Source organism: Brevibacillus sp. MER 51, assembly GCF_023714195.1.
Lineage (GTDB): Bacteria > Bacillota > Bacilli > Brevibacillales > Brevibacillaceae > Brevibacillus.
This window is the reverse complement of record NZ_JAMAUS010000004.1, coordinates 258,319-271,778: the sequence shown is the minus strand read 5'-3', so window position 1 is coordinate 271,778 and position 13,460 is coordinate 258,319. Positions and strand designations below refer to the sequence as shown.

The 13,460-nt window shown below is 48.2% G+C and carries 14 protein-coding genes; 6 read left to right on the top strand and 8 right to left on the bottom strand.

What is annotated here, in order from left to right; genetic code table 11:
• Positions 1–77: 77 nt before the first annotated feature.
• The 3 genes from M3630_RS11015 to M3630_RS11005 all read right to left on the bottom strand — a co-directional run bounded on the left by M3630_RS11015 (position 78) and on the right by M3630_RS11005 (position 1,455).
• Positions 78–665, bottom strand: coding sequence for a DedA family protein (locus tag M3630_RS11015; protein WP_251252121.1), 588 nt, complete (start codon positions 663–665; stop codon positions 78–80).
• A gap of 188 nt (positions 666–853) precedes the next feature.
• Positions 854–1,060: a YqgQ family protein gene (locus tag M3630_RS11010; RefSeq protein WP_015892550.1), complete on the bottom strand. Its 207-nt coding sequence runs from the start codon at positions 1,058–1,060 to the stop codon at positions 854–856.
• The gene (locus M3630_RS11005; RefSeq protein ID WP_232773789.1) at positions 1,057–1,455 is read right to left on the bottom strand and encodes a hypothetical protein; all 399 of its coding nucleotides are present in this window, start codon (positions 1,453–1,455) and stop codon (positions 1,057–1,059) included. Before M3630_RS11005 ends, M3630_RS11010 begins: the two co-directional genes overlap by 4 nt.
• A gap of 22 nt (positions 1,456–1,477) precedes the next feature.
• Between M3630_RS11005 and M3630_RS11000 the strand changes: the two genes are divergently transcribed.
• Entirely contained in the window at positions 1,478–2,815 is a 1,338-nt protein-coding gene (locus M3630_RS11000; protein WP_353057228.1) for an MFS transporter, read from the top strand.
• Between the two features lie 63 nt (positions 2,816–2,878).
• On the opposite strand, the gene abc-f is transcribed toward M3630_RS11000, so the two are convergent.
• The 4 genes from abc-f to M3630_RS10980 all read right to left on the bottom strand — a co-directional run bounded on the left by abc-f (position 2,879) and on the right by M3630_RS10980 (position 7,509).
• On the bottom strand, positions 2,879–4,804 hold the full coding sequence (gene abc-f, locus M3630_RS10995; protein WP_251252120.1) for a ribosomal protection-like ABC-F family protein: 1,926 nt from the start codon (positions 4,802–4,804) through the stop codon (positions 2,879–2,881).
• Positions 4,805–5,258: 454 nt separating this feature from the next.
• Complete coding sequence (locus M3630_RS10990) at positions 5,259–6,056, bottom strand: stalk domain-containing protein (protein ID WP_173610887.1); 798 nt, start codon at positions 6,054–6,056, stop codon at positions 5,259–5,261.
• 99 nt (positions 6,057–6,155) lie between these two features.
• Positions 6,156–7,094 carry an AEC family transporter gene (locus tag M3630_RS10985; protein ID WP_251252119.1) on the bottom strand — a complete coding sequence of 313 codons (939 nt, stop codon included), beginning with the start codon at positions 7,092–7,094 and terminating at the stop codon, positions 6,156–6,158.
• A 13-nt stretch (positions 7,095–7,107) separates the two neighbouring features.
• Positions 7,108–7,509 carry a hypothetical protein gene (locus M3630_RS10980; RefSeq protein WP_047071713.1) on the bottom strand — a complete coding sequence of 134 codons (402 nt, stop codon included), beginning with the start codon at positions 7,507–7,509 and terminating at the stop codon, positions 7,108–7,110.
• An 816-nt stretch (positions 7,510–8,325) separates the two neighbouring features.
• Between M3630_RS10980 and M3630_RS10975 the strand changes: the two genes are divergently transcribed.
• From M3630_RS10975 to M3630_RS10955, 5 genes are all read left to right on the top strand, one after another.
• Positions 8,326–9,153 carry an amino acid ABC transporter substrate-binding protein gene (locus tag M3630_RS10975; protein ID WP_251252118.1) on the top strand — a complete coding sequence of 276 codons (828 nt, stop codon included), beginning with the start codon at positions 8,326–8,328 and terminating at the stop codon, positions 9,151–9,153.
• A 176-nt stretch (positions 9,154–9,329) separates the two neighbouring features.
• Complete coding sequence (locus tag M3630_RS10970) at positions 9,330–10,163, top strand: amino acid ABC transporter substrate-binding protein (RefSeq protein ID WP_173610884.1); 834 nt, start codon at positions 9,330–9,332, stop codon at positions 10,161–10,163.
• Entirely contained in the window at positions 10,150–10,845 is a 696-nt protein-coding gene (locus M3630_RS10965) for an amino acid ABC transporter permease (protein ID WP_056489631.1), read from the top strand. Before M3630_RS10970 ends, M3630_RS10965 begins: the two co-directional genes overlap by 14 nt.
• Before the next feature lie 17 nt (positions 10,846–10,862).
• Positions 10,863–11,597 carry an amino acid ABC transporter ATP-binding protein gene (locus M3630_RS10960; protein WP_173610883.1) on the top strand — a complete coding sequence of 245 codons (735 nt, stop codon included), beginning with the start codon at positions 10,863–10,865 and terminating at the stop codon, positions 11,595–11,597.
• Positions 11,598–12,131: 534 nt separating this feature from the next.
• On the top strand, positions 12,132–12,506 hold the full coding sequence (locus M3630_RS10955) for a YybH family protein (RefSeq protein ID WP_056489635.1): 375 nt from the start codon (positions 12,132–12,134) through the stop codon (positions 12,504–12,506).
• Positions 12,507–12,593: 87 nt separating this feature from the next.
• Here the strand turns inward: M3630_RS10955 and M3630_RS10950 are convergent, their stop codons facing one another.
• Positions 12,594–13,364 (bottom strand): ANT(4')-I family aminoglycoside nucleotidyltransferase, encoded by a 771-nt coding sequence (locus M3630_RS10950; RefSeq protein ID WP_251252117.1) that lies wholly within the window; start codon positions 13,362–13,364, stop codon positions 12,594–12,596.
• Positions 13,365–13,460 lie beyond the last annotated feature (96 nt).

Sequence of the window (13,460 nt, the reverse complement as noted above, 5' to 3'; positions counted from 1 at the left end):
AAATCGGCATAAAAAAGTCGCCTGCCATCCGAAAAGCTCGTGGATAGTAGACGCCGCACTCTAGGAATTCGTATCGATCATGACGCAGGTGGTTGCTTATTCGTTCGAGGTTCTTTCATTCCACCCAGACGCTGCAACTGGCGAATCATGAGGAACGAAAACCCTGCGAAACAAACGATTGTCAACGTAATTTTGCTATATTGATAAACGCCCGCAACCAATATTTCCAGTTGATCGGAAAACCAGTAGCCTGCCACAAAGTAATGCAAGGTCCAAACCATACTGCTCGGCAAAAAGAATAGAAGGAACTGCCGAAACGGCATTCGGCTGGCACCGGCGAGGATCGGCACGATATGACGAATAATCGGAAGAAAGATACCAAAAGCAAGTAGCCACCCCATTGACCCGCGCAATGCCGACAGTAAATCAGCACGCAAGCCCAGCTTCCGGGTCATCCAGCCAAATGCCTTCGCTCCCAGCAAGTACCACACGCAAGAAACGATGAAAAAAACGGGGTATATGACCGCAAATGCTATAAAAAAATCCGCTCCTGTATTGGCAATCTGCGCCCCCATGGACATGACCGTAATCTCATCAGGAATAAATTTTCCCAGCGTGCCTGTAACCATTTTCCCGAATAGCTCGTAATACCCTGTAAACTCCACCTGCGCCGCCTCCTTTCTCTCTGCACTCTATCCTAACGGGTAAACCTTTCAAAAGAAGACAGAAATCCTTAAGAAAAGGAAAAGTGTTTCTGAAGAATTTCTTACAAAATAGAATTCGAGATTCCCAAACAAAAAAACGTGCTCACCAACTACCGCATACACACGGCATGGCAAACACGTTCTTACTCTTATTCTCTTCCCTCAGCCTTACGTTTGCTGCGCAACGCTGACATGGCTTCAATGAACTCTTCCTTGTCAATGACATTCAGCTCATATAGCTCCCGAATTTCATCTTCTATCAACAGCAAATCCCCTTCAGGATCACCTGTATAAATAACCAATCCGAAACGGTGCAGAAACGCCTTCAAATCGAATTCATTCGGGTTTATTTTCAATGAGCTCCCTCCAGATCGATTTCCATCCTTGCGAGGACGGCATCGTAATCAAACTCGACAGCAAAGCCGGTAATGACGATGATCTTCGCGTGTGGATACGCTTCTTGCCACGCCTCCTCCTCTTCCGGTTTCAATCCGACGATATACAACGGAGCCGCGGACAACAGTGGATGTTCTTGACACAAGCGTAAAAACTCCTTGCATCTCTCCTGTTCGACAGCCGCATTCAGAACGAGGACCGCTCGCTCAACTTCTCCGGACTCTCTTTGTTTAGCCAGCAACTCAAACGTTTTGACCGAAGGCACAATGGCATTGATCTCAGGAAAACGATCGAGCACTTCATCCAGCCAATCATCTTCATGCCAGGCCAGGTAGTAAAGCATCGCAGTAGACATGTAACAAACACCTCATGGATATATACTTGACAAAATAGGTAGCCATTCTTATTTCCTTTCTATTATAGCACGTCTTGGTATAACTGCCCACGCTGCTAGCTTGACTTCACCTTTTCCTTCACGTAAGGTGGAAAAAGCAAACAATCCGCTTGAACAGATTTTTGTGCGAAAAGAGGTAGACGTAGTGAATAAGAAGCACCTTGCCCTCTTGTTCTTTATTGCTTTTTTCATCATGCTCGGTTTTGGCATCATTATCCCCATTCTTCCCTTTTTCGCGGAAAAGTTGGGTGCGACTTCGTTTCAAATCGGTGTCCTTTTTGCCAGCTACAATATTATGCAACTGGTGTTTGCACCGATTTGGGGAGCACTTTCTGACAGAGTCGGGCGAAAACCTCTCATATCATTCGGGCTGTTCGGCTTTTCCATCACTTTTATCCTGTTTGGACTCGCTGACAGTTATACAGAAATGCTTCTGTATCGCATTTTGGGTGGAATCGTCTCGGCTGCCGCATTGCCAACCGTAACCGCTATGGTAGCGGATCTCTTCCCTTCAGAAGAACGGGCAAAAGGAATGGGGATCATTGGCGCCGGAATTGGTCTTAGCTTTGTCTTTGGTCCAGTCATTGGTGGACTGCTCAGTGAATTCGGCTTTGCCGTTCCCTTCTATGCATCGGGTATCGTGGCGTTGCTTACGTTTTTCCTGATCCTTTTTGCCTTGCCAGAGAGCTTGCCGAAAGAAAAACGGGCGAATCTGCAAAAAGAACAACGGCAAAATCCGCTTGTCTCTTTGTTTGGTTCCATGTCCTTGCTATACGGTATTTTGTTCACCGTCTCCTTTGCTTTTTCCGGTCTGGAAACGACTTTTGCCCTGTACATAAGTGATTTGTACGGTTTTACCTCCAAAGACCTCGGTTATATGTTTCTCGTCATGGGCTTGATCGCTGCCGCGGTACAAGGCGGACTCATCGGGAGAATGGTCAAGCAGCTAGGGGAAGCAAGTGTCCTCGTCATCGGGATGATTCTTTACGGCATTGGATTTTTTGCCATTCCGCTGTCGGGTAACTTTTGGGTGCTGGCGTTGATCCTCTCCTTATTCGGAGCAGGACAAGGAATGATCAGAGCGACAGCCACAGCAATGATCACCCAGCGAACGATGCAAGGCCAAGGCGTGACGAGTGGGGCAATCAGCTCGATGGACAGTCTTGGACGCATCTTGGGTCCATTAGCTGGTGGAGCGGTATACCAAGTCTCCCACAGCGGTCCGTTCTTCCTTGGAGGAGTCTTGATGGTATTGCTCCTCCTCTGGTTCGTCAGCGGCTATCGTCGCCTGCCAGAACCAAGCACACAAGCACAATCGTAAGCCAACCAAAAGGAAGCACCGTCAGCATCAACACTTTGCTGACGGTGCTCTTTTTATTGCCGCCTACTGCTCCTGTAGCTCCATCCACGCCGAAAAGGTTACCTCTATCTCCTGCTGCACCTGATCGATCGCTTGTTGCCAAGCCACTAATTGCTCGTAATCGGCCCCTTCACTTTGGAGCAAGGCCGTCAGTTCGCCTTTTCTTCCTTCTAATGATGCTATTTTTTGTTCAAGCTCTGCCAGCTTGTATGGATTCGGACGTTTGACTGTCGCATTCGTCGCGGCGGTCTCTTGGACATGCTTGACTGCTGGCTGCTTTCGCTCTATTTCCTCCGGCTTACCCGCACGAGCAGCGATCCGCTGTTTTTGCTTTTCCCTTGCTTCCTCATAGGAACCCACATCGTGAACCAGCCGCTTATTTTCTACCCAAAACACACCATCTACCATCTTTTGCAGGAAATAGCGATCATGCGAGATGATGAACAACGACCCGTGAAAATCTGCCAACGCTTCCTCCAATGTTTCTCGCGCTTCAATATCCAGATGGTTGGTCGGTTCGTCCAGAATGAGCAGGTTAATTTCCTGATGCATCATTTGGGCCAAGCGCAGTCGCATCCGCTCTCCGCCGCTCAACTGCCCGATCCGCTTGAAAACTTGTTCGCCGTAAAACATAAACCGTGCCAGCAAATGTCGCGCTTCCGGCTCCGTCACTCTGGCTACTTCACGGAAAACGTCAATCAACCGCTGGTTTTGGTCCCCTTCCAAAGCTTGCTGGGACAAGTAGCCTACTTTAACGCTGCTGCCAATTTTGAGCGTACCTGCATCTGGCTCAACCTCTCCCAGCAGCATGCGAATCAGCGTAGATTTCCCGCAGCCATTTGGTCCAAGCAGCGCTTTTCGCTCCCCGTAGCGCAATAAAAAGCTGGCGTCCGCAAACAATTGTTTTCCGCCAAATGTTTTCTGTACCCCCGTCGCTTTCAGCACATCCTGTCCGCTTCGGTCGGTTTTCATAAACTGCAAGCCCATGCGATCCGCTTCCATTTTCGGTCGCTCGATACGCTCAATCCGTGCCAGTGCTTTTTCCATGCTTTTTGCCCTTCGGTGAAAAGCCTCATTTGGCGGATTGGAACGATTCCCCCACTCCTTGAGCCGTTTGATCGTCTCTTTCATTTTTTTGATTTGCTTCTGCTGTTCCTGATAAGCGGCAAACTGGCGCAGCAAGCGCTCTTCACGCTCCGTGGCGAATGCGCTGTAATTGCCGATATAGAATTCGGCTTCTCCTCCGTCCACATGATAGACAGACGTGACGACAGCATCCAAAAAATAACGGTCATGAGAGATGATCAGGATCGTGCCCTGATAATTTTTCAAAAACTCCTCTAGCCATTCCATCGACTCCACATCCAAGTGGTTCGTCGGCTCATCCAAGAGCAGAACATCGCTTTGTTGACAGAGTAGCTTGGCAAGGCCAGCCTTCGTCTTTTCCCCACCGCTGAGTTGGGCAAAAGGTGTCGCTAACAGTTCTGAACTAACTCCCAAGCCTTGTGTCACCTGGGTCATTTTCGTCTCCCACTGATAGCCATCCAGTTGTTCAAATTCATCTTGCAGCTTTTGATAGCGCAGCATGAGGCGGTTTAGCTCTTGTTCATTTTCGTAAAGCAATCCCATCTGCTGCTCGAGCTCGCGCATCTGCTCCTGGAGCTTGATGACATCCGCAAAAGCGCTGGCTACAACATCCGCCCCCGTCCACTCAGCCGGATACTGCGGCGTTTGCGGCAGGTACGCCCATATCGTTCCTTTTGCCCGAAAAAGCTCACCAGAATCGGGGCTTTCGATACCTGCCAGCAGCTTGAACAACGTGGTTTTGCCTGCTCCATTCGGTCCGACGATCCCGACGCGTTCTCCTGTTTTGATTTCCAATGTGATATCTTGTAATACCGGATCTGCTCCGTACGATTTTTGCAATTGCTGTGTCGCGACAATAATCATGATTGTTTCCTCCTAGAAATGTTGGTAACGGTTCAAAATAATGGATTTCCTGGTGGCCCCGGCACAATTTTGAGACCACACCGCACGTGCGAGTGGACGCAAAAAAGCCGCAGGCCATTACCTACGGCATCGTGAAAGGGACCGACCTTACGTCAGTTACCCATTATAGTCAAGAACAAACCGCCCCTGATCGATGCATGGTACGCCTATGGAAACTCCGTTCAGTTGTATGCGCAAAAAAGGACAGACTGGTCCCGTTGAATGCAAAATCATGCGTCATACTGGAAGTTTCTACCACAAACCATGCTTGCAGAGTTCCGAACACGTACACACACCTCCATTTCTCAAGGGATAGGAAATCACAACCATATCTTACATCAGGAATCACCCAAAAACAAGAGGGCCTGCTACGTGCTTATCGCTAGCAGACCCTGTACTTCTTTACCCGATTTTCTTATCGACTTCCATTGCCCTCTGTGGCAAATAGCGGCTTCTTCGTCTCTGCATCCAGAAAGGAAATCGTCGTGTAAGGTGGCAGCTTTACTTTTGCCGCCAAATACGGATAGGAAATCACTTGCGGGTACATTCTACCCGGATCAGGGAGCGTTTGTTTGACATACACAAAAACCTGCTCCAAGCTCTGCTCGACTTTGGTTACTTGAAGTCCGTAACCGGGATTCGGTGATGGGCCGCGAGCGATGACATACAGATCCCCTTGCTTGTGAATACCTTGCTGTTCTTTTACCGAGTCAATAAACGTACGTTCCTGTTCTGTCAGTTTATCCGCATCGACAAGCGTAAAAGCACTCTCTTCCCCAGCCATCACAATTTCCACCGCCTTTTTCTCGGCATTCCACGTGATTTGATGTCCGGCCTGCTCTGCCATCCATCTCAGCGGCAAATACACTTGCTTGTCACGCACGATTGCGCCCTGCCCATCTAGTAGCCACTTGCCATTCAACGCTACTTTTCCTGTAACGAGGTGGAACGTCAGCGTACCTTTCGCCAGCTTCATTTCCCCATTCGTTGCATCCTGTTTCCAAGAACCTTCCAAAATCCTGCTCGCATCCTCTGCGGAGACATACGTACGCTGCTGAACGAGAAGCGGTGCTTTTACCAAGGGAGCTTGCTCTCCGTTTACCAGTATCGGAGCTGTCGTTGTTTGTGGTGTGCTAGACACTGCCGCCTGCACAGGATAAGCCGCCAACACTTGCAGTGTCAGGGCAACAGCCAAAATCGATTTGCCTTTCATTGATGTTCCTCCATCCCTGATCATCATTTTCGTCATTCTTTACTTGTTAGACATAGGTTACCTCTGATTCGTTTCACTATGACTGAGATTGGCGAGAGATTAATGCAAAAGCCAATTTCCCATGACCAGAACAACCGGGATGGACAAGAGCGCCAGCAAGGTAGAACAAACCGTCGTCATGGCACCCATCTCCTCATCCGCCGCATAGCGCCCGAACAAGATCGAGGCTAATGTCAGGGTGGGCATTGCTACTTGCACGAGGGAAACGCTGACAATATCGCTGTCGATTTGAAAAACGGACAAAAGAAATGCCGTCATCAGCGGAAAAACAACTAGTTTAAACGTAAGTGGCATGCTCAAAAGCTTCAGGGATACTTGCGGTTTGTTGCGCAAAAACATGGGCAAGAGCATACCAATATACATCATGGCTAGCGGAGAGGCGAGCTTGGACAGCGTTCCAAACAGCTGCTTCACAGGCTCAGGCGGCACAAACCCGATGATGGCAGAACCGAGTCCGAATACAATCGCGATCATCGGAATGTTAATGAGTGTTTTGAGCCCTTTCAAGGAAAAGCTTCCTTTTTCCTGGAGCATCATCACACCCACTGTCCATAGCACACCATCCACCCCTGCGTCGAAAATAGCCGCCAAGAGCGCCCCTTTTGGCCCAAACAATGCCGCACAAAGCGGCAAACCGATGAATCCAGTATTCCCCAAGCCGGACAAAAGCGCGATCTCCCGACGTTTTTTCACAGGAAGCGGTAGTGCACGCGCACCTAACCAGCCGATAAAAATGCCCAAGCAGTTAAGGATAATTGAAATGAAGAATATTGCAAAAATTTGAGTTAACATTTGTTGATCAATGGTTGTCTGAAAAATCCCGTCTAAAATAATGCACGGCATGGCAACGTTTACAATAATCGTGATGACGAGTTGGCGGGAGTCCGCAGTCAAGGGTTGCCGGTAGCCGATTAAGCTACCGATCCCAATGATGACGGCCATGATGAGGATGGACTGCTGCAACGTTTGTAGTTCCATGCTGCCCTCCTGCCTACATTTCTACTGGAAGCCATTCGAGTTCGCTCGGCTCCCCTTTTTCACATGTTCGCAGCAAATCCCCGCATAAAGGAACAACCTGCTCAAGCGGAACACACCAGGAAAGGGGAAAGGCAACCTCACTACCCTCGATGACGAGTGTGGACATCACCGCCGATTGCTTGTCTGCCGCAAGTACAAAGTGCTGCTCCGCCGGCTCGTGTTCTTTCCATTGCACCAATACTTTGCCGTTGTTCCCGCCTGCGACGACCAAATCCACATGGTCGCCATACGCTGCGTGAACCAACGTCCGCGTTACTCCATCCAACTGAGCGATTTCCTTCAGCACTTCATGCCAAGCTACATGCTTTTGCTCCATTCCACTTCCATCTGTATACATACGCCAGTCGTTTAACATGTTGATTGACTCCTTTTGTCGGTGCGCTCTCCTATGAAGAACAAGCACGTCATTGCTTGTAGGCCTTTCAATTCGTACTAATTGTACGCTTCTTGACGAGGAACCTCAACCACTACTTATGCGCCTAGTTTTCGTCTCATGCACATAGCTACTGCAGGAATAGAGAATCCTTAAAAGAGATAACAAGTATATCGTTACTGTTGTGGTGGGGAGGAAACAGGAGAAAACGCTCAGATTCTTGTCCCACCCGCTGGGGGATTCACTGCCCGCCTCCATGCAAAAAGTGAAACCGCGTCCAAAGTGGTCATTCCACGTTGTAATTCAGAGGTGGACGCTTAAAGGCATGTTTCGCTTTTTGCATTCCGTCTCGGTCGGTGTACCAAAGATCTTCGCTGTTTTCTCCTGTTTCCTCTGCGAGCTTTCCCTGTCTAAATAGGCTTTTAGAGATTTAAAAAATGAAGAAATGTCATCTGTTACGCCAGAGAAGAATATTTCCAGACGTAGCGACTTGTGGAGTCCTACCGAGCGGAGAAGGGATTTGCGGGCACAAGAAACGCAACGTGCCCGAGCGACGAAGCGGCTACCACTTTTGCGTTTCCCCGCAAATCCCTTCGGAGCGTACAGTCTCAGCCCCCAGCAGGACGGAGCCTGGAGCCTAGACTGGAAATATTCTTCTCTTCACCGCAGCTACATAGAACCTTATCCTTTTCAATTCAAAGTAATCAAATAGGATTTAACAATTTAAACATTGACAAAGGCATGAACGACCACTACTATGAATCCATGAAATCCGATTAACATAAAGGGGATTACAACATGAAAAAAGTCATTCTGTCTACTTTACTATCTTGCCTGCTACTGGGAATGGTTGGCTGTAGCACTTCTGGTTCTCCTTCTCAGCCGAATAATACGACTCCGCCTGCTGATCAAGCAGCTTCGCAAAACTTGCTGGAAAAAGTGAAAGCCGAGAAAAAACTCGTCATTGGTACGGAAGGTACATACTCTCCGTTTACGTACCATGATCAGTCGGGCAAATTGACCGGATATGATGTGGAGGTTGTCACGGAAGTTGCCAAGCGACTCGGTGTAGAGGCTGTATTCCAGGAAACCCAGTGGGATGCCATGTTTGCTGGTCTCGACTCCAAGCGCTTTGACGTCATTGCCAATCAGGTAGGAATCCGTCCTGATCGTCAGGAAAAGTACGATTTCTCCAAGCCATATACGATTTCCCGTGCGGTTTTGGTGACTCACAAGGACAATAACACCGTAAAAGACTTCAAGGATATCAAAGGATTAAAAGCCGGACAATCCATGACCAGCAATTACGCTGACCTTGCACGTGCCAATGGGGCAGAAATCGTCGGTGTAGACAACTTCAATCAGGCGATTGACCTGATCGCACAAAAACGCGTGGACGTCGTGCTCAACGATAATTTGTCAGTGCTTGATTTCCTGAAACAAAAGCCGGATACACCAATCAAAGTCGTGGCGAAAAATGCAGAAGGCCAACCAACCGCTTTCATGTTCCGCAAAGGTAGCACGGAATTGATTGATGCGATTAACAAAGTGCTCGATGAGATGCAACAGGACGGCACCCTTTCCAAAATTTCCGTCAAGTGGTTCGGCGAGGATATCACGAAGTAATTCTTAAACCTAAAGAAAACCATTATCGAGGAGAACTCAAAAGGGATCGCCCGCGTTTATACGGTAAGTTTTCATGCGCCTACGAATTTAAATAAATTCTTAGGCGTTGACAAAATTGTCTGTCCCTTTTAGTATGTTCCTATTCAAATTCACATCGGTTTAGTGGGGGTTAATTTATGAAAAAACTATTATTTTCCCTTCTCGCTTCCACTCTGTTAGTCGCATTGGCAGGTTGCGGGTCGTCTTCAACGGGACAGCCACCGCAAAATAGTGCCGCTCCTGCCCCAACAGAAGAGAAAAAAGAACAAAACTTGTTGGAAAAAGTAAAAGCCGACGGTAAAATTCTGATCGGAACCGAGGGCACATACGCGCCGTTTACGTTCCACGATCAGTCTGGCAAGCTGACGGGCTATGATGTGGAGGTCGTGACAGAGGTAGCGAAGCGCATCGGTGTTGAGCCTGTGTTTCAAGAAACACAATGGGATGCGATGTTCGCTGGACTTGACTCCAAGCGCTTTGATGTCGTAGCGAATCAGGTAGGCATTCGCCCTGATCGTCAGGAAAAATACGATTTCTCCAATCCATATACTGTATCCACAGCGGTCCTTGTCACCCATAAAGACAACACGACCGTAAAAGGCTTTGAGGATATTAAAGGTTTGAAAGCAGCGCAAACATTGACGAGCAACCTCACCGATATCGCGAAGAAAAACGGAGCGGAAATCGTCGGTGTGGAAGGCTTTAACCAAGCGATTGACCTGCTTGTTTCCAAGCGTGTAGACATTACGATCAACGATGGGATTTCCCTGTTGGACTTCATGAAGCAAAAGCCTGATGTTCCTATCAAAATTATCGCAAAAGATCCGAACGTAGCGAAAAACGGTTTCCTCTTCCGCAAGGACAGCGCAGAGCTGGTTGATGCATTCAACAAAGCACTGGATGACATGACGAAAGATGGTACCCTCGCAAAAATATCAGAGAAATGGTTTGGTGCAGATGTCTCTAAGTAGCTTCTTTGAAAACCCAGAACGCCTGAACCGATGGATCGATATCGCGCAAAGCTCCTTTCTTCCCCTGTTGAAAGGAGCCTTGCTCTATTCTTTAACAATCGCCATCGCTGCCTTTTTCATTGGTCTAATCTTAGCGGTTCTCACTGCGCTGGCACGTCTATCCGGCATAAAGCCGCTGATTGCCATCGCCCGCTTTTATGTATCGATCATTCGCGGTACTCCTTTATTGGTCCAGTTGTTCATCATTTTTTACGGATTGCCGAGCATCGGCTTGATGATCGATCCGATACCGTCGGCAATCATCGGCTTCTCTCTCAGCGTAGGTGCCTACTCCTCCGAGGTAGTACGTGCCGCGATCTTGTCCATTCACAAAGGGCAATGGGAAGCAGCCTACTCCCTGGGGATGACTTACTGGCAAGCACTGCGCAGAGTCGTGCTCCCTCAGGCAGCTCGCGTCTCCATTCCTCCTTTGTCCAATTCGTTTATTAGTTTGGTCAAGGATACTTCGCTGGCTTCGGTCGTTCTGGTTCCGGAGATGTTTCGCAAAGCCCAGGAAGTCGTTGCTGCGACATATGAGCCGCTGCTCGTCTATGTGGAAGCGGCCCTTATCTACTGGGTGATTTGTTTCGTACTCTCCATTATCCAGGATCGCATTGAAAACAAGCTGGACCGTTACGTCTAAAAAGCAGGTGAAAACGAATGATTACGATCACGGATGTGCATAAACAATTCAACACCTTACATGTGCTCAAAGGCATTTCCCTCTCGGTGGAAAAAGGAAAGGTAGTCGTTATCATCGGTCCTTCTGGCTCCGGGAAGACAACCTTGCTTCGCTGCCTGAATGCACTTGAGGTTCCGACCAGCGGCAGCGTCCAAATTGGCGACGTCAAGCTGGACTTTTCCAAAAAAGTAGAGAGAACAAGTATTCCGAAGCTGCGTAAGCAGACAGGGATGGTGTTCCAAAACTACAATCTGTTCCCTCACATGACCGCCGTTGAAAATGTCATGGAGGGGCCTGTCACTGTCAAAAAAGAAGACAAAGAAAAAGCACGCACGAAAGCCGTTGCTCTCCTGAAAAAGGTCGGTCTCGGCGACAAGCTGGACCATTTTCCGGCACAGTTGTCTGGCGGACAGCAGCAGCGCGTAGGGATTGCGCGGGCATTGGCGATGGACCCGCAAGTCATGCTATTTGACGAGCCTACCTCCGCTCTCGACCCGGAGCTCGTTGGCGAAGTGTTGAAGGTGATGAAGGAGCTTGCCCAGGAAGGAATGACAATGATCGTCGTCACGCACGAGATGGGGTTCGCCCGGGAAGTGGCCGACGAAGTTATTTTCATGGACCAAGGCGTCATCGTGGAGCGAGATACACCTTCCCATTTGTTTGCAAAGCCGCGTGAGGAACGCACACGTCAGTTCTTGCAGCATTTGAAGTAGTGACCAGAAAAAAGACTCTGTCTCTTGTATTAAGAGCACAGAGTCTTTTCTTTGTACGATTGCCTTAATCATCAATGAAACAAATCACTAGAAAAATAATAATGAGAATCCAAATGAACCCGCCACCAAAAAAGAAGCCACCGCGATTGCAACCCATAATCTTCCTCTCCTCTCATTGAGATCAGATGGAAGCACCGATCAGCTGACAAGGATCAGTACTTCATTCAGCTTATGAAAACCGCATCTCTCCTGTATGGATGCCTGTCTATCCCAGCGATCAAAAAGAAAAAAAACGGGTGCCTGACCCTCGGCATTTATACAAAACCTAAAATTAACAAATGCTTCATGTTCTCTCTACTCTTCCTTAACATCAGACATCTATCATGAATGTGTCAGACCCTACGATGGACATTACGTCCTCCATTTCCGCCCGAATAGCCCCCTTCTACATCGGGCGGGCTTTTTTTCTTTGCCGCAAACCTATAAAATATGGATAAATAGACCATTTTTTTAGCGGAGAGAGGGATTTACTTCATGGAAGAGTATAAACGGGCGTTAGCGCAATATATTGACGCTACCAATACACATGACTTTGCCAATGTAGAAAAAGTGCTTCATCCGAATGCCATTTACTGGTTTTCTGACAAGACGTGTACATCCATGAGTGAGATCCGCGCTTACTTTGAAAATGCATGGCATCTGATCAAGGATGAAGTCTATGCAGCTACGGATGTCCAGTGGATTGCTGTCGATCAAAGATCCGCTAGCTGTGTATATACGTATCAATATCAAGGCTATTACAACGGGGAATTCGTCAAGGGAAGTGGTAGAGCCACGAATATTTTTACGAAAACAGAGACAGATGAATGGAAGCTCATTCATGAGCATTTGAGCGGCAAAGTTGAGTAAGAAAAAATAAAAGCCTCGCTAGGAAGCAAGGCTTTCTTGGTAAGTCGAGACCCCTTTTGGTAGGGGTCTCATTTCTTTTTTTATCCATTAAAAAGGAATTCGTTCTGAATGAATCACATACTGATGCTGTGCAGCCCACTCTTGGAGACCATCCCAGAATGCTTCGCAAGCGGTAACGATTTTTGCTGGATCAGTCAAATCCCCCGCCATTACCAAGCTGGCTACCTGATCGAATCCAGCCGGACGATGCGGCAATTCCAGCGCTTCTGGCAAAACCTTGGCCCCTGTTGAGTATAGCTGTCGGTTATGCAGCCCGATCAACATCGCACCGTATTGGGCAAACTCCATAGCCAAATAGGGCAGATAGGTGTGGGGGCCGTTTAGATTTACGTTTCGCAGCTTGCCAATAAACTCGTACATTTCCCCTACGAGAATACCGTTGATATTCTCTGTGAACGCTTCCTGCGACGGTGATTCTGCTGCTTTTTTGAGCGTTTCAAAAAAGCCCTTCGGATCGTACAGACTCAGCGGAGAAAAGAATGGGCCATGTGTCAGCGGCCAATCATCCTCGACAGTAGCGGCAGTGTTCAGCAAAACATCAGCACTGCACACATTCACTTCAGCCTTCCAAGGTCCCGCTGACCATTCGTAGCTAAATTCGATTTCTTCCCCTGTTTCTTCTAGTACACAAAACATCTCGATATCCGAATAAGGGCCGTCTGTCCCGCGAGAAATGGAACCATACACCCCAATGGCCAGAACCTTTTCTTTGTACACTTCATGCAATCTCGCAGCAATTTCTTGGCAGGTTTGAAATCGTTCACTTCGAGACATTTTTACAGGTCCATTCATGTTCATTTACGTACATCTCCCTTGATATTTTTTGAGGTGAGCTGACACAAATACATGAATGGAGGACCTCGGGATTAACGGGGGACTTTTTTTGGATGCATG

Coding starts and splice junctions, on each gene's coding strand:
- M3630_RS10955 (WP_056489635.1), top strand. CDS start 12,132: ATGGAAGAGTATAAACGGGCGTTAGCGCAATATATTGACGCTACCAAT.
- M3630_RS10960 (WP_173610883.1), top strand. CDS start 10,863: ATGATTACGATCACGGATGTGCATAAACAATTCAACACCTTACATGTG.
- M3630_RS10975 (WP_251252118.1), top strand. CDS start 8,326: ATGAAAAAAGTCATTCTGTCTACTTTACTATCTTGCCTGCTACTGGGA.
- abc-f (WP_251252120.1), bottom strand. CDS start 4,804: ATGATTATTGTCGCGACACAGCAATTGCAAAAATCGTACGGAGCAGAT.
- M3630_RS11005 (WP_232773789.1), bottom strand. CDS start 1,455: ATGTCTACTGCGATGCTTTACTACCTGGCCTGGCATGAAGATGATTGG.
- M3630_RS10970 (WP_173610884.1), top strand. CDS start 9,330: ATGAAAAAACTATTATTTTCCCTTCTCGCTTCCACTCTGTTAGTCGCA.
- M3630_RS10950 (WP_251252117.1), bottom strand. CDS start 13,364: ATGAACATGAATGGACCTGTAAAAATGTCTCGAAGTGAACGATTTCAA.
- M3630_RS10985 (WP_251252119.1), bottom strand. CDS start 7,094: ATGGAACTACAAACGTTGCAGCAGTCCATCCTCATCATGGCCGTCATC.
- M3630_RS10990 (WP_173610887.1), bottom strand. CDS start 6,056: ATGAAAGGCAAATCGATTTTGGCTGTTGCCCTGACACTGCAAGTGTTG.
- M3630_RS10965 (WP_056489631.1), top strand. CDS start 10,150: ATGTCTCTAAGTAGCTTCTTTGAAAACCCAGAACGCCTGAACCGATGG.
- M3630_RS10980 (WP_047071713.1), bottom strand. CDS start 7,509: ATGTTAAACGACTGGCGTATGTATACAGATGGAAGTGGAATGGAGCAA.